The 19,884-nt window shown below is 33.7% G+C and carries 20 protein-coding genes and 2 tRNA genes; 11 read left to right on the forward strand and 11 right to left on the reverse strand.

The features are described from left to right. The first annotated feature begins 204 nt into the window (after positions 1-204). On the forward strand, positions 205-2,616 hold the full coding sequence (locus NU08_RS20990; protein ID WP_129749003.1) for an alpha/beta hydrolase family protein: 2,412 nt from the start codon (positions 205-207) through the stop codon (positions 2,614-2,616). A 108-nt stretch (positions 2,617-2,724) separates the two neighbouring features. Here NU08_RS20990 and NU08_RS20995 read toward each other — a convergent pair whose 3' ends face one another. The 3 genes from NU08_RS20995 to NU08_RS21005 all read right to left on the reverse strand — a co-directional run bounded on the left by NU08_RS20995 (position 2,725) and on the right by NU08_RS21005 (position 5,004). Further along, the gene (locus NU08_RS20995; RefSeq protein ID WP_008464491.1) at positions 2,725-3,675 is read right to left on the reverse strand and encodes an ABC transporter ATP-binding protein; all 951 of its coding nucleotides are present in this window, start codon (positions 3,673-3,675) and stop codon (positions 2,725-2,727) included. Positions 3,676-3,782: 107 nt separating this feature from the next. Continuing rightward, positions 3,783-4,478: an OmpA family protein gene (locus tag NU08_RS21000; protein ID WP_008464490.1), complete on the reverse strand. Its 696-nt coding sequence runs from the start codon at positions 4,476-4,478 to the stop codon at positions 3,783-3,785. A gap of 19 nt (positions 4,479-4,497) precedes the next feature. Beyond that, the gene (locus tag NU08_RS21005) at positions 4,498-5,004 is read right to left on the reverse strand and encodes a lipocalin family protein (protein WP_165352497.1); all 507 of its coding nucleotides are present in this window, start codon (positions 5,002-5,004) and stop codon (positions 4,498-4,500) included. Positions 5,005-5,207: 203 nt separating this feature from the next. On the opposite strand from NU08_RS21005, the gene htpG reads away from it, so the two are divergent. The 4 genes from htpG to NU08_RS21025 all read left to right on the forward strand — a co-directional run bounded on the left by htpG (position 5,208) and on the right by NU08_RS21025 (position 10,404). After that, the gene (gene htpG / locus NU08_RS21010; RefSeq protein WP_129749004.1) at positions 5,208-7,091 is read left to right on the forward strand and encodes a molecular chaperone HtpG; all 1,884 of its coding nucleotides are present in this window, start codon (positions 5,208-5,210) and stop codon (positions 7,089-7,091) included. A gap of 168 nt (positions 7,092-7,259) precedes the next feature. Then, positions 7,260-8,525, forward strand: coding sequence for a patatin-like phospholipase family protein (locus NU08_RS21015; RefSeq protein WP_129749005.1), 1,266 nt, complete (start codon positions 7,260-7,262; stop codon positions 8,523-8,525). Positions 8,526-8,673: 148 nt separating this feature from the next. Beyond that, positions 8,674-9,504 (forward strand): hypothetical protein, encoded by an 831-nt coding sequence (locus NU08_RS21020; RefSeq protein ID WP_129749006.1) that lies wholly within the window; start codon positions 8,674-8,676, stop codon positions 9,502-9,504. A gap of 132 nt (positions 9,505-9,636) precedes the next feature. Beyond that, positions 9,637-10,404 (forward strand): DUF4369 domain-containing protein, encoded by a 768-nt coding sequence (locus NU08_RS21025; RefSeq protein ID WP_129749007.1) that lies wholly within the window; start codon positions 9,637-9,639, stop codon positions 10,402-10,404. Positions 10,405-10,679: 275 nt separating this feature from the next. Here NU08_RS21025 and NU08_RS21030 read toward each other — a convergent pair. The 7 genes from NU08_RS21030 to idi form a co-directional block, all read right to left on the reverse strand. Further along, a tRNA-Thr gene (locus tag NU08_RS21030) sits at positions 10,680-10,753 on the reverse strand. Positions 10,754-10,864: 111 nt separating this feature from the next. After that, positions 10,865-10,938: transfer RNA gene (locus tag NU08_RS21035), tRNA-Thr, on the reverse strand. Between the two features lie 76 nt (positions 10,939-11,014). Next, on the reverse strand, positions 11,015-11,281 hold the full coding sequence (locus NU08_RS21040; RefSeq protein ID WP_119792966.1) for a hypothetical protein: 267 nt from the start codon (positions 11,279-11,281) through the stop codon (positions 11,015-11,017). Positions 11,282-11,338: 57 nt separating this feature from the next. Then, positions 11,339-12,307 carry a type I phosphomannose isomerase catalytic subunit gene (locus NU08_RS21045; RefSeq protein WP_129749008.1) on the reverse strand — a complete coding sequence of 323 codons (969 nt, stop codon included), beginning with the start codon at positions 12,305-12,307 and terminating at the stop codon, positions 11,339-11,341. 60 nt (positions 12,308-12,367) lie between these two features. Beyond that, positions 12,368-12,826 carry a peroxiredoxin gene (locus tag NU08_RS21050; RefSeq protein WP_129749009.1) on the reverse strand — a complete coding sequence of 153 codons (459 nt, stop codon included), beginning with the start codon at positions 12,824-12,826 and terminating at the stop codon, positions 12,368-12,370. A gap of 3 nt (positions 12,827-12,829) precedes the next feature. Next, positions 12,830-13,240 carry a 6-carboxytetrahydropterin synthase gene (locus tag NU08_RS21055; RefSeq protein ID WP_066033610.1) on the reverse strand — a complete coding sequence of 137 codons (411 nt, stop codon included), beginning with the start codon at positions 13,238-13,240 and terminating at the stop codon, positions 12,830-12,832. Positions 13,241-13,261: 21 nt separating this feature from the next. Next, positions 13,262-13,789 carry an isopentenyl-diphosphate Delta-isomerase gene (gene idi, locus NU08_RS21060; protein WP_129749010.1) on the reverse strand — a complete coding sequence of 176 codons (528 nt, stop codon included), beginning with the start codon at positions 13,787-13,789 and terminating at the stop codon, positions 13,262-13,264. A gap of 294 nt (positions 13,790-14,083) precedes the next feature. On the opposite strand from idi, the gene msrB reads away from it, so the two are divergent. The 5 genes from msrB (at position 14,084) to NU08_RS21085 (ending at position 17,607) form a co-directional block, all read left to right on the forward strand. Further along, entirely contained in the window at positions 14,084-14,638 is a 555-nt protein-coding gene (msrB, locus tag NU08_RS21065; RefSeq protein ID WP_129749011.1) for a peptide-methionine (R)-S-oxide reductase MsrB, read from the forward strand. A 7-nt stretch (positions 14,639-14,645) separates the two neighbouring features. Then, positions 14,646-15,251, forward strand: a complete 606-nt coding sequence (gene msrA / locus NU08_RS21070) for a peptide-methionine (S)-S-oxide reductase MsrA (protein ID WP_202393946.1) — start codon at positions 14,646-14,648, stop codon at positions 15,249-15,251. Positions 15,252-15,436: 185 nt separating this feature from the next. Continuing rightward, the gene (locus NU08_RS21075; protein WP_129749012.1) at positions 15,437-15,889 is read left to right on the forward strand and encodes a carboxymuconolactone decarboxylase family protein; all 453 of its coding nucleotides are present in this window, start codon (positions 15,437-15,439) and stop codon (positions 15,887-15,889) included. An 83-nt stretch (positions 15,890-15,972) separates the two neighbouring features. Further along, positions 15,973-16,311 (forward strand): YciI family protein, encoded by a 339-nt coding sequence (locus NU08_RS21080; RefSeq protein WP_129749013.1) that lies wholly within the window; start codon positions 15,973-15,975, stop codon positions 16,309-16,311. Positions 16,312-16,374: 63 nt separating this feature from the next. Continuing rightward, positions 16,375-17,607, forward strand: a complete 1,233-nt coding sequence (locus NU08_RS21085) for an RNA polymerase sigma factor (protein WP_129749014.1) — start codon at positions 16,375-16,377, stop codon at positions 17,605-17,607. 74 nt (positions 17,608-17,681) lie between these two features. Here NU08_RS21085 and NU08_RS21090 read toward each other — a convergent pair whose 3' ends face one another. Beyond that, a complete protein-coding gene (locus NU08_RS21090; RefSeq protein ID WP_129749015.1) occupies positions 17,682-18,119 on the reverse strand; it encodes an META domain-containing protein in 438 nt (145 codons plus the stop codon). Between the two features lie 259 nt (positions 18,120-18,378). On the opposite strand from NU08_RS21090, the gene NU08_RS21095 reads away from it, so the two are divergent. Then, the gene (locus tag NU08_RS21095) at positions 18,379-19,782 is read left to right on the forward strand and encodes an aminopeptidase P N-terminal domain-containing protein (RefSeq protein WP_129749016.1); all 1,404 of its coding nucleotides are present in this window, start codon (positions 18,379-18,381) and stop codon (positions 19,780-19,782) included. The last annotated feature ends 102 nt before the right edge of the window (positions 19,783-19,884 follow it).

The raw sequence follows: 19,884 nt of genomic DNA on the forward strand, positions 1-19,884 counted from the left end.
CGCATACAAAATACTATTTTTTTCGTTATTAGCAATTTAATATATTTTAATTATCTACTCCCTTAGGATCATTTACTTCTTGAAAAAACAATTTTCAGACACAAACACTGAAAAAAATTAAAAATCGGGCACAAAATGTAACAAGACAAAAGTATCTTAGACAAACATTTTGAATACCATTTACAAACCCATAAAATTCAGACTATGAAATTAAAGGTTACACTGTTTTTATTTCTAAATATAAGTTTTTTCTCTTTTGCTCAAGAGAATCTGACTTATCAAAAACCTTCTAAATCTATTTTAGATTTGGCAGATTACCAAAGAGCGCCTTCTGTATCTATGGATACAAAAAAAGAAAACATGCTCCTAATGTATCGCAACACCTATAAAACACTCGATGATCTCAATCAGGACGAAGTTCGTTTGGCAGGTTTAAGAATTAATCCCGTTACTAACATTTCAAGTACTGTAACTTATCTAAACAATCTAAAACTAAGAAAAATAAGTGGTAAGGAAGAAATTCAGGTTAAAGGCCTTCCTGAAAATCCGAAAATAACAAACATTCTTTGGTCGCCAAACGACAAAAAAATTCTATTCTCGCACACTACAAATTCTGGTGTTGAGCTTTGGGTTTTGGATGTGGCAACAGCACAAGCAACAAAACTTACAGAAGCTAGAGTAAACGCAAATCTTGGAAATCCGTTTAGCTGGTTTTTGGATAGTGAAACTATATTAGTAAAAATGCTTCCTAAAAATAGACAGCCACTTTTGGATTCTAAAAAAGATCTTCCAACAGGTCCGATTATTTCTAACACTTCAGGAGAAAAATCTCAAAACAGAACTTATCCTGATATGTTGAAAAACAAAAACGACGAGGCTAATTTTGAAAACTGCATCACTTCTGAATTATATAAAATAAAACTAAATGGCGACGCTGTTTTATATAAAGAAGCGGCTATGTTTGCCGGAGAAAGAATCTCGCCAGATGGCAATTACATCATGCTGACAACCATTCAAAAACCATTTTCTTATGTAGTTCCATTAAATAGATTTCCATCCAAAACCATTGTTTATGATTTAAGCGGAAGAGAAATTAAAACGGTAAATGAGGTTCCTTTAAATGAAATTATGCCTAAAGGTTTTATGGCTGTCCGAAAAGGAAAAAGAGAAATGGCTTGGAGAAACGACAAACCTGCAACTTTATCTTATGTTGTGGCTCTAGATGAAGGTGATCCAGCAAATAAAGTTGATTTTAGAGATGAAGTTTTTCTTTGGGATGCACCTTTCGACAAAGAAGCTTATTCATTAGCAAAAACACCGCAGCGTTTTAGCGACATTATTTGGGGTAATGATAATCTAGCCGTTCTTTCTGAAGAATGGTACGACACGAGAAACACCAAAACATTTTTGATAAATCCATCAAATCCAAGTCAGCAGCCAAAATTGATTACCGATAGAAATTCTCAAGATGTTTATTCAGATCCAGGAGTTTTCGAAACAAGAAAAAATGCCTACAATAAATATGTTTTAGCTATCGAAAAAAATAATCTGTACAGAATTGGTGAAGGTTATACTAAAGACGGACAATTCCCTTTTGTTGACGAATTCAATCTGGAAACTTTAAAATCAAAACGTATTTATACTTCTCCATACAAAGACAAAAAAGAAGATATTTTAGAAATTGAAGATTTTAAATCTGGAAAAATATTAGTTCAGATTCAGTCAAAGACAGAATATCCTAATTATTATTTCAGAAATATTAAAAAACAAAACAGCTTAACACAAGTTACTGATTTCAAAAATCCGTTTGAAAGCATTAAAAATGTTAGCAAAGAAGTAATTAAGTACAAACGTAAAGACGGTTTGGAACTTTCAGGAACCTTATATCTTCCTGCTGGTTACGATAAAGCTAAAAAAGAAAAATTGCCGCTACTGATTTGGGCTTATCCTGCAGAATACAAAGACAGAAATAGCGCTTCGCAGTCGACTCAAAATTCTAACGAATTCACATTCCCTTATTATGGATCGTTTGTATACTGGGTTACAAAAGGATATGTTGTTTTAGACGATGCTGCTTTTCCAATTATTGGAGAAGGAACTACAGAACCAAACGACAACTTTATTTCGCAATTAGTAGATAATGCAGCGGCGGCTATTGACGCGGTTGACGCTTTGGGTTATATTAATCGTAAAAAAGTAGCTGTTGGCGGACACTCTTACGGAGCATTTATGACAGCAAATTTATTGACGCATTCCAATCTTTTTGCCTGCGGAATTGCGAGAAGTGGGGCCTACAATAGAACTCTAACCCCATTCGGATTCCAATCTGAGCAAAGAAACTACTGGGAGGCCCCAGAAGTTTACAATGCAATGTCTCCATTTATGAATGCAGAAAAAATGAAGACTCCAATTTTATTGGTGCACGGAGAAGCTGATAATAACCCTGGAACTTTTACTTTGCAGACGGAACGTTATTTTCAAGCATTAAAAGGTTTAGGAGCGCCTGCAAGAATGGTTATTCTTCCAAAAGAATCTCATGGCTATGTTGCTAAAGAAAATATTCTTCATTTGCTTTGGGAGCAAGATCAGTTTTTAGAAAAGTATCTGAAAAACTAAATTCCTAATTTAATTCCAAAAGTAAACCCGACAGGTTTCGGAAACCTGTCGGGTTTATTATTTTAACAATTAGAAATTATCTAATTTTCTAATTAAGACATTCCCTAGTTATAAATAATTTAAAGCTAAAAACACTTCTTGTTCGAGCGGTAAATCTATTTCGCTTTCAAAGAAAATCAATTGCCTCTTATAAACCGTTTCAATCAAATAATGGCTTCCTCTAAAATAAGTTCTCCTAATTTTCACCATCAATTTTGATTCTGAAACCATTTTAAATTGGTGTGGATAAACTAATGTTTTATGAGTTTCGTCTTCATATGACAATAATAAATGAGTCGGAATTTCATTCACTTCACCAAACAAAGAAGCGACATATTTAATTTTCGGGTCTTCATATATTTTTGCGGGATCATCCTTAACTAGCACTTCTCCGTTTCGCATCACTATGGCCTGATCTGCAAAAGACAAAGCATCGGTACTGTCATGCGTTGCAATAATACAGGTAATTCCTTTTTGCTTTAAATAACGGAACAAGTTACGGCGTAAAGCATTTTTTCTAAAAGCATCAATCTGACTGAATGGCTCATCTAATAAAATGACTTCTGGTTCTAAAGCCAAAACTCTTACCAAAGCCACTCTTTGCTGCTGTCCTCCACTCAAGAATTTTGTTTTCACATTGGAAAACTGCTCCATTTCTACCATTTCCAATAATTCTTGAACACGAAGTTTTTTCATGTTTGCAAAACCATTTGATAGAAACTTACCGACGTTTTCTGCAACAGTCTCGTATGGAGACAAATCAAAATCCTGAGCCAGATATTTCATGTAAGGCATTCCTGGAATCAAATTAAACTTTGGTCCCAAAACTGGTTTATCCCCATAAAAAATCTTTCCCTCGTCTAGATCATAAAGTCCATATATAAGCTTGAGCAGCGTACTTTTTCCGCAGCCACTCTCACCAATAATGGCAATGTTCTGGCCTTTTTCAATAGAAAAAGAAATGTTTTTTATAACGGGACTTTCGGTGTACGAAAAAGATATATTTTGTATGTCGAGCATGAGTTGTAATATGAGACGTCAAATTTACAATGTTTAATTTCTAAAGTCAAAAAAAAGCTGCTTCAATTATTTGAAACAGCTTTTCTGATAATTTATTTTATTAGAAACTATTTTCCAGCTTCTGCTTTAGCATCGTTAACCATTTTGTCATTTGCTGTAATGGCAAATTCAACACGACGGTTTTGAGCTCTTCCTTCTGGAGTATCGTTTGTTGCAATCGGATCAGCGATTCCTAAACCTGAAGTTTTGAAACGGCTTGCTTTTAATCCTTTAGAAACTAAATAAGCCTGAACAGAAGCTGCTCTTTGACCTGAAAGCGTTAAGTTATATTCTGGTTTTCCTGTATTATCAGTATATCCAAAAATTTCAATATTAGTATCTCCGTAATCAGTAAATACTGGAACTAATTTGTCTAAGTTAGCTTTTGCCTGAGCTGTCAAAGTTGATTTGTTAGTATCAAAACGAACCGCATTTTCATTTAATGTCAAGTGGATTCCTTCACCAACTCTTTCAACATTAGCACCTGGTAAAGCTTGATCAATTTCACGAGCTTGTTTATCCATTTTGTTTCCAATCAAAGCTCCAGTCCCACCTCCTACAGCAGCTCCAATTGCAGCTCCTAAAGCAGCGTTTCCGCCTTTACCTAAATTATTTCCTAAAATACCACCAATAACACCACCTGCTACAGCACCAATTCCAGCTCCTTTTTGTGTATTATTTGCATTTTTTACTGAATCGCAGCTTGTAAAAAAGCTAGCTAATACTAGTAAACTACTTAATCCTAAAACCGTTATCTTTCTCATTTTTTTATACTTTAAAATATTAATTAGCTCTTTGAAATTGGTAAGTCACATCTTTTACTTGACCTCCAACATTAATGTTATCGATTAACTGAAAAGAGTTATCAGTCACACCAGCTACTTTTAGCAGATATCCTTCTTTAACGTTTTTAGATTTTGTTCCTGGATTTACAATTTTAAGAACAAAAAGCCCTTGATTGTTGATACTCCAAACAATTGGCGAATTAAAAGCTGTACAACTAGGAGAATTTAAAGCCATTGTACCTTTATTGTTGTTAGAAATAAAACTCCAAGAACTTCCGATAAAACACTTAGAATCAGCCAAATCAAAAGAAGTTACTTTGATATAATCTGAACCAGGGTAAGACACATTGGTAAGCACCCAATTTCCTTTTAACGCTACTTGAGTCGGTCTGTCTAGTTTTGTTGAAAGTGTAGTAGCCTCAGAGGACGAAGCTGCTGTCGACGAAGATGATTTACACGCAAAAAACAAAGCGGCAATCATACATATAAAAATACTCTTCTTCATTTTGTACAATTTTTTTAGATTAATAACTTGCCTTTTTAACAATTATTGTACCACAAATATACGATTCATTGAGATAATTTTCGTTTTAGAATCTATTTATTTTCTTTCAAAATTAACATTTCCGACATTTTGTCACCCAAAATACAATTGGTATTCTATTTGAATAAATGAAAATCATCAAATTAAATCAAAAAATAAAAAATATGGCAACAGGTAAAATTAATGTTTCAGTAGAAAACATTTTTCCTTTAATTAAAAAGTTCTTGTACAGCGACCATGAAATTTTCTTGCGTGAGCTTGTTTCTAATGGTACTGATGCTACTTTAAAATTAAAACACCTTATCAGCATTGGCGAAGCTAAAGTTGAATACGGAAACCCGATTATCGAAGTAAAAGTGGACAAAGAAGGTAAAAAAATCCACATTATCGATCAAGGTTTAGGTATGACTGCTGATGAAGTTGAAAAATACATTAATCAAGTAGCGTTTTCTGGTGCTGAGGAATTTTTGGACAAATACAAAGATTCTGCTAAAGATTCTGGAATTATCGGACATTTTGGTCTTGGTTTCTATTCAGCGTTTATGGTAGCTGAAAAAGTTGAAATCATTACAAAATCGTACAAAGATGAGCCAGCTGCACACTGGACATGTGACGGAAGTCCTGAGTTTACTTTAGGGCCTGCTGACAAAACTTCACGCGGAACTGAAATCATTCTTCACATTGCTGAAGATTCTTTGGAATTCTTAGACGATTCTAAAATCAGCGGTTTATTAAACAAATATAACAAATTCATGCCTATTCCGATTAAATTCGGAACAAGAACTGAAACGCTTCCAAAACCAGAAGATGCTCCAGAAGATTACGTTAATGAAACTGTTGAAACTGACAACATCATTAACAACCCTAATCCAGCTTGGACAAAACAGCCATCTGAATTATCTGATGAAGATTACAAAAACTTCTACAGAGAATTGTATCCAATGCAGTTTGAGGAGCCGTTATTCCACATTCATTTAAATGTAGATTATCCGTTTAACTTAACTGGTATTTTGTATTTCCCTAAATTAGGAAACGACATGCAGATCCAGAAAGATAAAATTCAGTTGTACCAAAACCAAGTTTACGTTACTGACAACGTAGAAGGAATTGTTCCTGAATTCTTGACGATGTTAAAAGGTGTAATCGATTCTCCAGATATTCCGTTAAACGTATCTCGTTCTGGTTTACAGGCTGACGGTGCTGTTAAGAAAATTTCTAACTACATTACTCGTAAAGTAGCTGACAAATTGAAAGCTTTATTTAACGAAAACCGTGCAGATTTTGAAGCAAAATGGAACGATATTAAAATCGTTTTAGAATATGGAATGCTTTCTGAAGAGAAATTCTACGAAAAAGCAGGTGCATTTGTTTTATATCCAACTGTAGATGACAAATATTTCACTTTAGACGAATTAAAAGAAAAACTAAAAGAAAACCAAACTGATAAAGATGGTAAATTGGTTGTTCTTTATGCAGGAAACAAAGATGCACAGCACTCTTATATTGAAGCAGCAAAAGATAAAGGCTACGAAGTATTGCTTTTAGATTCTCCGATTATTTCGCATTTAATCCAAAAAATTGAAAACGATAACAGCGGATTAACTTTTGTTCGTGTTGACTCTGATCATATTGACAACTTGATTAAAAAAGAGGAAAACACAATCTCAAAATTATCTGATGACGAAAAAGCAGCTTTAAAAACTTCTTTAGAAGCATACATTCCAAAAGCGTATAGCGTTCAATTGGAAGCTATGGATTCTCAAGCAGCTCCATTCATCATCACGCAGCCAGAATTTATGCGAAGAATGAAAGAAATGAGCCAAACTGGTGGCGGAGGAATGTTCGGAATGGGCAATATGCCAGAAATGTACAATTTGGTTGTAAACACAAATTCTGACTTGGCTTCAAGCATTTTAAATACTGAAGATAAAACACACCAAGAGCATTTAGTTAAACAAGCTTTAGATTTGGCTAAATTATCTCAAAACCTATTAAAAGGTGAAGCGCTTACTGCGTTTGTTAAGAGAAGTTTTGAAATGATTAAATAATCATTCGAAAATAATATTTCTGAAATCCTGCAAATTAAGTTTTGCAGGATTTTTTTTGTTCTAAAATAGCTCTTTAAAAAAGGGTCATTTTCCCCTTTTCTCAAAAACGAACATCACATATATTTGATTATCAAAATATTAAACAAAAAATCTAAAATTCTAGAAATCATGGACAAGAAGAAGTTTACAGAAAACGGGGAAGTTCTAGCAATTATAAAAGATTTAAAAGAACAGATTGAAGGCAAAAAATTCTCTGATATTATAGATAATAATAATTGCCAATATGTTGATCTTGTGCAAGAAGGCGGAGGTGTTCTTGGAATTGCATTAGTCGGCTATGTATATGTTTTGGAACAAATGGGAATTCGGTTTTTAAGTCTTGCAGGAACTTCTGCAGGAAGCATCAATACCATGCTGATGGCCGCAGCCGGAACATGCGATATCGAAAAATCAGAATGGATTTTGGAATGTCTTTGCAATAAAAACTTATACGATTTTGTTGATGGAGATCATGATGCCCGAGAATTTATCGACGCTTTATTAAGCGATGCCGGAAATCTAAAATTAATAATGAAAGGATGTCAGGTTGTGGATAATTTTAAAGATGATTTAGGATTAAATCCCGGGAACAATTTTCATCAATGGATGACCAATCTGCTTTCACAAAAAGGAATAAAAAATTATGCCGACTTGAGAGCTTTAAGAGAAAAAGGCGTTTCAGACAAGAATAAATTATATCGAATAAATCTGCCAAATCACGGAGATAAAGTAGAATATACTCGAGTAGATCATTGGAGCCAAATGGCAATTATCTCCGCTGATATCACTACCGAAAGTAAAATCATTTTCCCTAAAATGATTGATTTATTTTACTCCAATCCCGATGTCCAAAACCCAGCCGATTTTGTTCGCGCTTCTATGTCGATTCCGTTATTTTTCACTCCTTTTAAAATTAAAAATATTCCAGGCGGAATTGATGCTTGGAACAAGTGGAACGATGCAACTTGCCTAAGAACATCGGTGCCATCAGAAGTTATGTTTATGGATGGAGGCATTATTTCGAATTTCCCAATCGATATTTTTCACGAAAATATGAATGTCCCCGCCTCCCCTACCTTCGGAATAAAATTAGGTTATGACAAAAACGAAATCAATAAAAACGAAAAATTCTCCAATTTAATAAGTTCGATGTTTGACACAGCTCGATATGGTTACGATTATGAATTTCTGCAAAAGAATCCAGACTTCAAACACTTGATTGGATACATTGACACAGGAAGCCATAATTGGTTAAACTTTAATCTGACTGATGATGCAAAAATCGACCTTTTTATAAGAGGCGCTCAAAATGCAGCCACCTTCCTAAACCGCTTTAATTGGGAAGAATACAAAAAAATCAGAAAGGCTAAAAGCAATTATTACAAATCTGTATAGAATCATTTTTAATTTAAGCAGTCATAATTTTTACTTCAAAAAATCGTTATAAAATCCTGTAAATACCCATTACAGGATTTTTTAATTGTAATTTATTTTTTTGTTACATTTGAATGCCTTATTAATCTAATCCAAAAACAAAACCATTATGAAAAAAACTGCTATTTTATTAACAGCTATTTGTACAACAGCACTTTTATATGTTTCTTGTTCAAGTGATAATCACGAAGAAACTACTTCAACAAGCTTGGTAAACATCGGAGCTTCAGTTGCAGTTGACACTTCAAACGAAATGGACCTCAGCACAGGTCTTTTAATCAGTACAAGCACATCAACAACCGGAAAAACTGCCGAAACAGCTCCTGGAATTTGCGCAACAATTACGGTTACAACAAACGAAGGAGGCTATCCTAAAGTCTTTTTAGCAGATTTCGGAACAGTAGGATGCACAGACGCAAACAATCTTACACGCAAAGGAAAATTAAAAGTTACGCTTTTTGGACCAATCACTGAAACTGGAAGCAAAATGACAATTGAAAGAATTGATTACTCTATAAAAGGCATCAAACTTGAAGGAACTATTGAATACACCAATACTACAACTGTTCAAGCTACACCGCAATGGACTAGAAAAGTGACCAATGGTAAATTGACAGATTTACAAGGAGGTGTTTATACCAATTCAGGAATCTATACTACTAAACAAACAGCTGGCGTAGATACACCACTTGTCTTATCTGATAATGTATATGAAATTTCAGAAGGAACTCATACAGTAACGGCTTCAAATGGAGAAACGCTTACTTTGACTGTAAAAGAACCATTGATTAAAAAATATTCTTGCCTATTTATCTCTAAAGGACAACTAAAAGTACAAGGAGGCATTTTAAACGGCGTAGTAGATTACGGAAATAACGACTGCGATGCACTTTACACTTATACACACGAAAACGGTTCTTCATTCAATCTTTCGATGTAAGACCTTTTCCTATACGACTTTAAAATCCCAATTTAGAAATAGATTGGGATTTATTTTTTTTATAAAAATAAAACGGCTGTCTCTTTACATTTAAACTATTTTCTTTATTTTGCACCAAAATCTCAAAAACCAATGAAAAAAACATTAATTGCTTTTGTTACTCTTGCAGTATTAGCATCTTGCAGCAAAAAAGAAACTGCTGCCGATAACCTACACATTACAGGAAACATTAAAGGTTTAAAAACCGGAACTTTATATATCCAAAGAATTGTTGACACTTCTCTCGTTGCCATTGACAGCATCAAAATTGACGGAAACTCGGCTTTTGAAAGAGACATTAAATTAGAATCTCCAGAAATGTTATACCTATATTTAGATCGTGGTGTAACAAACTCATTAGACAATAACATTTTATTCTTTGCTGAACCAGGAAATATCAATATTGACACCAACTTAGATAATTTCATCGCTGGCGCAAAAATTACTGGATCTAAAAACCAAGAATTATACGAAGAATATCAAAAAATAAATTCTCGCTTTAGAGACGAGAACTTATCTATGGTTGAAGCAAAGTTCAAAGCTTTAAAAAGAAAAGACCAAAAAGCTCTTGACAGTCTTGACGCAAAACAGCAATCAAATATCAAAAGAAAATATTTGTACGCAACAAACTTTGCTATCAACAATAAAGATCACGAAGTAGCACCTTATATTGCTTTGGCAGAGATTTACGATATCAATTTGAAGTTTCTGGACACCATTCAAAAATCGATGACTCCAAAAGTAGCGCAATCGCTTTACGGAAAGAAATTGACAAAATATGTTGCTGACATCAAAAAAGAAGAACAAAAAGCTCCTGCAGCTGCTAAAGCTGAAACGACAACAACTGAAGCACAAAAATAATTTTTCGTTTACAAAACATTCAAAGCTCTGAGAAATTCAGGGCTTTTTTTATGCTCTAAATTGAAATTTCAAATTAAATAATGCAAACACCCACGCTATTAAAAAAAACCTCTTAAAAACAACAAAAGATCCCAAATATTTAACTATTGCCATTTACCACCCATTGAAAAAACTTTATAAGTTTAAAAATTGAAAGGTGATATTTGAAATTTAAAAATTGGATTTTTTTTCATTTTGGAACAAAAAAAACCACCACATTTCTGTGACGGTTTTTGAGCCGATAGAGGGACTCGAACCCACGACCTGCTGATTACAAATCAGCTGCTCTAGCCAGCTGAGCTACATCGGCCTATTTTGCGAGTGCAAAGATATAAATGTTTTTTAATATTCCAAAAAAAATTCACACCTCTCTCTATAATTAAAAAAACCACCACATTTCTGTGATGGTTTCCGTTTTTTGAGCCGATAGAGGGACTCGAACCCACGACCTGCTGATTACAAATCAGCTGCTCTAGCCAGCTGAGCTACATCGGCGTCATTACGGGTGCAAATATAAAGCGGTTTTTCAATTTCCCAAAATATTTTTGCACTTTTTTACGCTTTTTTTTGCTTATAGTGCGTTGATTTTTTCAATCAATTGATTAGCAGCTTGTTCTAATTCAACATTAATTTGTTTGAAATGTGCTTTTTTATTTTCAACGTTTTTAGCGTTCACTTTTGTAATCAAAGTATCAAATACAGCAATAGCTTCATCAACCAAAGCATTCGTTTCTGGAGTTGGACTTCCTGTTGTTGACATCTCAAACAAGTAAACCGCCTCAATAATATCTCCTAATACAAAGTTGATGTCTTTCTTTAAATTCTTAACGTTTGCCATTTTTCTTTTTATTTTAATTTGCGTCTGCAAAAGTACATATTATCTTTAAATTTAATGCTAAGAAATGTAAATTTCTAAAATTGAAGCTTTTCCGCTCAAGCTAAATGCATTTATTGCAGCTGGAACCAAAACAGTATCTCCTTTTTTGTAGGCCTGTTTGAATCCGTCATATTCAATTTCAAAATCACCATCGATACACATATATACCGTAAATGTTTCTCCATTTTTAGCAACTTCCAATTTATTTTCTAACGGAAGAAAATTAGTTGTAAAATAAGGACAGTCTACAACCGTATTTGAAGTATTTACTTTAGTCTCGTATTTTTTCTGTGTGTCTACTTTATTATAGTTAATTGCATCTAAGGCAAGATCTACGTGCAATTCTCTTTTGTTTCCTTGTGCATCAACACGGTCAAAATCGTATAATCTATACGTAATATCAGATGTCTGCTGAATTTCTGCAACTACCAATCCAGCTCCAATTGCATGAACAGTTCCTGTTTCTAAGAAGAATACATCTCCCGATTTTGCTTTCACATCGTCTAGAATGGAAACCAAAGTATTATCGTGCAAATGCTTTAAATATTCTTCTTTACTAGAATCTTCTTTAAAACCAACAATAATTCTAGCATCGGCATCGGCTTGCATTACGTACCACATTTCTGTTTTTCCGAATGAATTGTGACGCTCTTTTGCCAATTTATCATTTGGATGCACTTGAATAGAAAGATCTTCTCTTGCATCTAAATATTTAAAAAGAAGCGGAAATTGTTTTCCAAATCTTTCATAAACTTTAGTTCCCAAAATAGCATCTGGTGTTTCATCAATTAAATCCATTAAAGATTTTCCTTTTAAAACTCCATTTGCAACCACACTTACATCTCCTTGTACAGTAGATAATTCCCAGCTTTCGCCCGTAATTTTAGAAACGATTGGTTTGTTTAGAATTGTTTTTAGTTTTTCTCCTCCCCAGATTCTTTCTTTCAAAATCGGTTCAAATTGCAAAGGGTATAAATTTTGGCTCATGTTTTTTTAGGCTAATATATTTGTTTAATTAATTTTCTATTCTGATACTATTTTGATATTCTATGATACTAATTCCTGTACGGCTTCTAAGGCTTTCGGTATATGTTTAGCAGCATTTGCGCTATCAAATATCGAAATCACCAAACCATTTTTATCAATTATATACGTAACGCGTCCTGGCAGAAGTCCGAACAGATTATTTCGGACACCAAAAAGTTTTCTTAATCTTTTATCTTGATCTGAAAGCAAAATAAAAGGTAATTTATGTTTAGCGGCAAATTTATGATGTGACTTTACACTATCGCTGCTAATACCAATTACCTCAGCTCCCAAATCTTTAAAATCTTCGTATTGATCCCGAAAACTGCAAGCTTCGGTTGTACAGCCAGGCGTATTATCTTTTGGATAAAAATAAATCACCAATGGCTTTCTTCCTAAAACGCTTTGGCTTTCAAAAAGTTCACCATTGTTGTCTTTTGCAGTAAAATTCGGAACTATATCTCCTATTTTTAATGACATTTTTTATTCTCCTTTATAAGTTACAAAATTTCGTTCCGTTTCGTTCAGCACAACTTCAAGATCAAAGTCGGCATGAATTCGTTGTCTAATTTTATTCCATATCACAACAGCAATATTCTCTGCGGTCGGATTCAAATCTGCAAATTCTGGAACGTCCAGATTGAGATTTTTGTGATCAAACGGAATTTCTACCTCTTCTCGTATAATATCCGCTAATACTTTCACATCGAGAACAAAACCAGTTTCGGGGTCAATTTTTCCTGTAACACTTACTGTTAAACCATAATTATGACCATGAAAATTAGGATTGTTACATTTTCCAAAAACAGCATCGTTTTTTTCAAATGACCAATCTTTTCGATGTAGTCGATGTGCAGCATTAAAATGTGCTTTTCTTGATATGGTTACTCTCATTTATGCTTCTGGTTAGTTTGGCTATAATTTATGGTCTTCAAGATAATGATCAAATTCATCAAAAATTATCTTAAACCATACGGTATAAATTTCGGGCTGTTTTTCAATATCTGCTTTCACATCTTCAATACTCATCCATTTCCAGTCTTCTACTTCGTCTGGATTTATGTTGGGCTCCTCATTATAATAGCCAATCATAACATGATCCAATTCATGTTCTGTCAAACCATTGTCAAAAGGCGCTTTATATATAAAATGAAACAATTCTTTCAATTCAGCTTTAAAACCCATTTCTTCAAACAATCTTCGGCTTCCTGCTTCAATATTACTCTCGCCTTCTCTCTGATGACTGCAGCAAGTGTTAGTCCAAAGCAAAGGAGAATGATATTTATGATGCGCACGCTGCTGCAGCATAATTTCGTTTTTGCTATTTAAAATAAAAACCGAAAAGGCACGGTGCAAAAGCGCTTTTTCATGTGCTTCTAATTTTGGCATTAAGCCAATCTGTTCATCGTTCTGATTAACTAATATTACGTTTTCTTCTGTCATAAGGCTTCTTAAGCAAACAAAAATACGAAAAAAGAAATGGCTTAAAAATCCTAATTCTGTTTGGCAAAAGCCAACCCTTTTACTCGATCTCTATTTTACTGATTTCCAATACAATAATTATACGCTAAAATTTAAAAGCTGTTAAAATTAAGACATAAAAACTACATTGTCGTATTTTACGTAACTAATAAAAAGTTAAAACACACTTAAAAAAATCTCAATAATAACACTCCCTGTATTTTAAAGCTAATTCCCAACGTATCTTTGATGTACAGATTAATTCACCCAAGAACTATGAAATCTAAAAATCTAATTTTCAGCCTTTGTTTTTTACTTCCGCTTTTTGTTTTACAGGCTTGCGGACAAAACACAAAAAAACAATCTGCAAACACAGCTGTTACGGAAAACAAAATCAGCAAGCCCGGAAACCCTTATTATTCTAATACTGACACGAAGAAACTAAACGTGAGCAATGCCGAATGGAAAAAGGTTTTGCCTGAAGATGTTTATGCCGTAATGCGCGAAGCTGACACCGAAAGACCTTTTACGGGAAAATATTGGAATACCGATGAAAAAGGAACGTATTATTGCGCTTCTTGCGGCAACTTGCTTTTTAGATCTACAGCAAAATTCTCAAGCAGCTGCGGATGGCCAAGTTTTTTTGAACAAGAAAACAAAAAAAGCATTGTTTTTAAAGAAGATAATTCTCTCGGAATGGAAAGAATTGAAGCGCTTTGCGGACGCTGTGGCGGACATTTAGGCCACATATTTGATGATGGTCCTCCTCCTACTGGAAAACGCTACTGCATGAACTCAATTGCTCTTGACTTTATTCCCGACAACAAATAATTTACAAATGAAAAATATACTTTTAATATGTCTTTTTGCGCTTTCGCTAAATGGCATTTCTCAAAATAAAAAAGCGAACCTGGAAACTATTACACTGGGCGGAGGCTGTTATTGGTGCGTTGAAGCCGTTTACGAAAATCTTGACGGCGTAAAATCTGTTGTTTCTGGATTTTCTGGCGGAAAAACCGTAAACCCAACTTACGAAGAAGTTTGCACGGGAGAAACTGGCCATGCCGAAGTGGTTCAGATTACTTACGACAAAACAGTAACTGATATTAACGAAATCTTTAAAGTGTTTTTTACCGTTCACGATCCCACAACTTTAAACCGTCAGGGAGCTGATGTCGGAACGCAATATCGCTCTGTTATTTTCTATAAAAATGAAGAACAGAAAAAAGCGGCACAAAGCATTATTGCTGAATTGAATAAAGCAAAAGTTTACGACAGTCCGATAGTAACAAAAGTGGAACCTTTCAAAGTTTTTTACAAAGCCGAAGATTATCATCAAAACTATTATGCAAACAACAAAAATCAGCCGTATTGCAAAATGGTAATTCAGCCTAAAATAGAAAAGTTTGAAAAGGTTTTTAAAGACAAACTCAAAAAGAAATAACGATTATTATAGATATTATTCTAAAACCGTCCATTTAGGTGGACGGTTTTTTTTTATTTTGAAAACCCTAATAAACACTGGGGTTCTCTTTTAATTGAAAAAATATTTTACTTTTTTTCAATTTTTTTGTCCAATCCTAAAAGTTCGATTGTTATTAGAGTATAAACAATTAAAAATTATACATCATGGAAACTAGACTTAATTTATTCGAACAAGGTCAAAAAGCAGTTAGCACATTATTTGGAATTAGCGGTTACTTAAAAAAAGGAACAATTGAAACTTCTCTTATGGAGTTAATAAATTTCAGAATCTCTCAAATCAACAATTGCGGTTATTGTTTAGATATGCATTCAAAAGAAGCTTTAGCCGCTGGAGAAACAACACAACGTTTATTTGGATTAAGTGTTTGGAGAGAAGCTCCTTATTACACAAAAAGGGAAAGAGTTGCCCTTGCTTTGGCAGAAGCAGTGAACGCTTGCGATGTTCCAGACGAAATTTACGAAATTGCAAAAGCTGAATTCACAGAACAAGAATTAATAGATCTTACCCTTGCCGTTGCTGCAATTAATGCTTGGAATCGTCTAAATATTACTTTTGCTAATACACCAGGAACTTACAGAGTTGGACAGTTCGGATAAACAATAATTGATTTTTATTTTCTAAAAAACAATTAACTTTATACAACTTAAAGCAGATTATTCAATTGTAAAAACATAAAAAAATGAACGAGTTTTTATTGATTTTCAGAAGAGATTTTAAAACAAAAGAAGCACAGCCTTCACCAGAAGAATTGCAACAGCATTTACAGCAATGGCAAAACTGGTTTGGAAGTCTTGCTGCTCAAGATAAACTGGCAAGACCATTGCAACGCTGGGATGGTCAAGGAAAACTTGTAAATTCGAATAAAGGAATTACCGACGGACCTTTTGTTGAAATCAAAGAATCTATTGGCGGATTAATAATCATAAAAGCCAAAGATTATGATGAAGCAGCCGAAATAGCGCAGGGATGTCCAGTTTTAAATTTTGGCGGAAATGTCGAAATTAGAATGGCGGTTTAAAATTTTAAACTAACTTATATAAAATGCCTTTGTATCTTTAGTTAGGCATTTTTTCTTAAAAATATGGAGCACAAAGAACTTTTACCCAATTTATTCAGAACCGAATATCAAAAAATAGTTTCAGTTCTCTGCAGCTTATTTGGAATTCAGCATATCGAAATTGCAGAAGATATTGTAAGTGATACTTTTTTGACCGCTTCAGAAACTTGGGCTATTAAAGGAATTCCAGAAAACCCTTCAGCTTGGCTTTATACCGTTGCAAAAAATAAAACCAAAAACCACCTGAAAAGAAACAACGTTTTTGAAACCAAAATTGTTACCGAAATAAAACACAACACTCCATTAAACAATCCGGAAATAGATATTGATTTATCTGATCAGAATATTGCCGACAGTCAGCTCGCGATGATATTTACGGTTTGCAATCCATGTAATTCTGAAGAAGCTCAAATTGCCCTTGCTTTAAATTTATTGTGCGGTTTTGGAGTAAATGAAATTTCTGATGCCTTTTTATCTAACAGAGAAGTTATTTATAAAAGGATTAATCGCGCAAAAGAAAAACTCAAAGAAGAAAACATAAAAATTCAGCATCCGAGCAATTCTGAAATAAAAGACAGAATTCAAACCGTTCTAAAAACGATTTATCTCCTTTATTCTGAAGGCTACTACTCTATTTCGCAAAATACCACTTTACGAAAAGACCTTTGCACCGAAGCCATGCGTCTAACTTATTTATTAATTCAAAACGAAAGCACCAATTTGCCTCAGACTAATGCTTTAATGGCTTTAATGTGTTTTCATTCTTCAAGGTTTGATGCACGAACTGGTCTAAATGGTGAAATTATCTTATATGAAGATCAAGACCAATCGCTTTGGAATCAGGAATTAATTGACAGAGGAACTTATTTTCTAAGCCAATCCTCAACAGGAAATACACTTTCGAAATACCACTTGGAAGCTGGAATTGCTTATTGGCACACTATAAAAAAAGAAACCATCGAAAAATGGGAAAATATCCTAGAACTCTACAACAACCTGATTATTTTAGAATATTCGCCAATTGTGGCTTTAAACAGAACTTACGCTTTGTCTAAAGTAAAAGGTAAAAAAGAAGCAATCAAAGAAGCCGAAAAACTAAATTTAACCGATAATCACTTTTATTATTCATTACTTGGAAATCTCTATTCTGAAATTGACACAAAAAAGGCTTTAAACCATTTTGAAACCGCAATGAATCTAGCCAAAACTTCTGCCGACAAAGCCATAATCAGTAAAAATATGAAGCAGTTAAACTAAACTGTTTTGCCATAAAAACAAAAAAAAGTGAAATGATTGGTTTCATTTCACTTTCTTCCGTATTTATTTTTAGACTATTGTTTAGCTACTTTTTTAAATCGCATCATTGGTATATCACCTTGAATTAAATTTAGTTTGCCATCTTTATCAATAGAATAACTTGTAATTTTTTCCATTTGTTTTAAAAACGTTTGTTCTCCTCCGCCTTCACAAAACATCATTGTTGTTGGCCCAGGCTCTCCAAAAGTTAGAGATTTACCATTTAAAGTATATGGCGCGCTGTAACCATTACAGCCATTATTTCCATAAACCTTTGTTTCTTTTTTATCAAAAGTAATTTGTGGTTTTTTATTCGGATATAATCCTTCGAAAGCAATTCTTGGCCCCGAAATATATTCCAACTCCCAAGTTGTACCAAATAAATCATCTCCACTTGAAGCAGATTTTGATGCTGTACATGAAGCAAATAATAAGGTTAAAACTGAAAGGACTGCAAATGTGTATTTTTTCATAAAAATGTTCTTTAAAGATTTATAATTTGTTTTTTGAAGATTCAAACCATTCTATAAAAATTCTTTTCTCAATATCCATGCCCAGTTACAAGATTTATCGAAGTTTATGTTTTACCATAAGCTGTTATTTCTGTAACTAAGTTACTATATTTTTTTAAAGTTCTATAGTCCAAATGTTTAAAATAAAACAAGTGCCATTATTTTTTTTGTAATTTGCGTTGATCAAAAAGCCAAAAATCATCAATAAAAAACCAAAAAAATGAAACAATTTCTATGCTTGCTTGTATTTGCATTGACAATGCCATTTGCTCATTCGCAAGAAAACCTTCCAACAGATTATCTCGAAAAAGAATTTCATCACGGGCGTCGCGAAGCTTTTAGAGCTTTAATGCCTGCTAATTCGGTTGCCGTTATTTTTTCTTATCCAGAAAGAGTCTTTTCTAGAGACGTCGATTACAACTACCACGCAAATCCCGATATGTATTATTTATCGGGACACAAAGAACCCGATGCTGTATTATTAATTTTTAAAGAAGCACAAGGAACGGAAAAGTACAATGAAGTGCTTTTTGTTAGAGAGAGAAATGCAGCGTATGAAATGTGGACAGGTAGACGTTTAGGAATTGAAGGCGCAAAATCGAAACTAGGTTTTACAACCGTTTATAATGGAAAAGATTTTAATGGATTTGCAATTGATTTCGCAAAATTTGATAAAATTATTTATGATAAAATTCCAACAGATGTAGCAGAAAACAATAATCCTGATAATTTATATGCATTATTAAAATCATTTAAATCAAAAGCTGGAATTACGCAAGTAAATGAAACTTCAACAGATTTATTCCATAAAATTACCAGTTCTCTTCGTGAAATAAAAACTCCTGAAGAACTTGTTCTGATGCGCAAAACCGTAAAACTTTCTTGTGTTGCGCACAACGAAGTTATGAAAGCTGTAGGTCCAGATATGAGCGAAAACGAAGCTGACGGAATTCATGCCTACATTCATAAACATTATGGAGCTGAAGGAGAAGGCTATGGCCCAATTGTGGGCGCTGGAGCAAATGGATGCATCCTACACTATTGGGAAAACAATGCCACAAAAATCGACAATCAATTATTATTAATGGATGTTGGCTCTGAATATCATGGTTATTCTGCAGACGTTACAAGAACAATTCCTGCTAACGGGAAATTTACTGAAGAACAAAAAGCGATTTATCAAATTGTTTATGATGCTCAAGAAGAAGTTTTTAAACTTTGTAAAGAAGGAACTCCAATTCAGGATTTGAACAAAAAAGCAAAAGAAGTTATTGCGGCTGGATTAATTAAATTAGGAATTATTACAGATCCAAAAGACGCCCGAATATATTATCCGCACGGCTGCTCACACTTTCTTGGTTTAGATGTTCATGATAAAGGAAACTATATGGGAAATCTAAAAGAAAATATGATTCTAACTGTTGAGCCTGGAATTTATATTCCTGCAAACAGCAAATGCGATAAAAAATGGTGGAATATTGGTGTTCGTATTGAAGATGATATTTTGATGCTTAAAGATTCGTATGAAAACCTTTCTGCAGATTCTCCAAGAAAATGGCAAGACATCGAAGCTTTAGCCAAACAAAAAAGTACTTTTAATGACATGAAATTCCCTAAGATCTAATTTATATTTTCTGCCACTCCCTATAGTTATCGGGAATGGCAAAAAAATAACTAAAGCCTCAAAATGAACATGCCCCAAAAAGTTAGACACTATTTGGGGCAT

Source organism: Flavobacterium anhuiense (assembly GCF_004151235.1).
Classification (GTDB): domain Bacteria; phylum Bacteroidota; class Bacteroidia; order Flavobacteriales; family Flavobacteriaceae; genus Flavobacterium; species Flavobacterium anhuiense_A.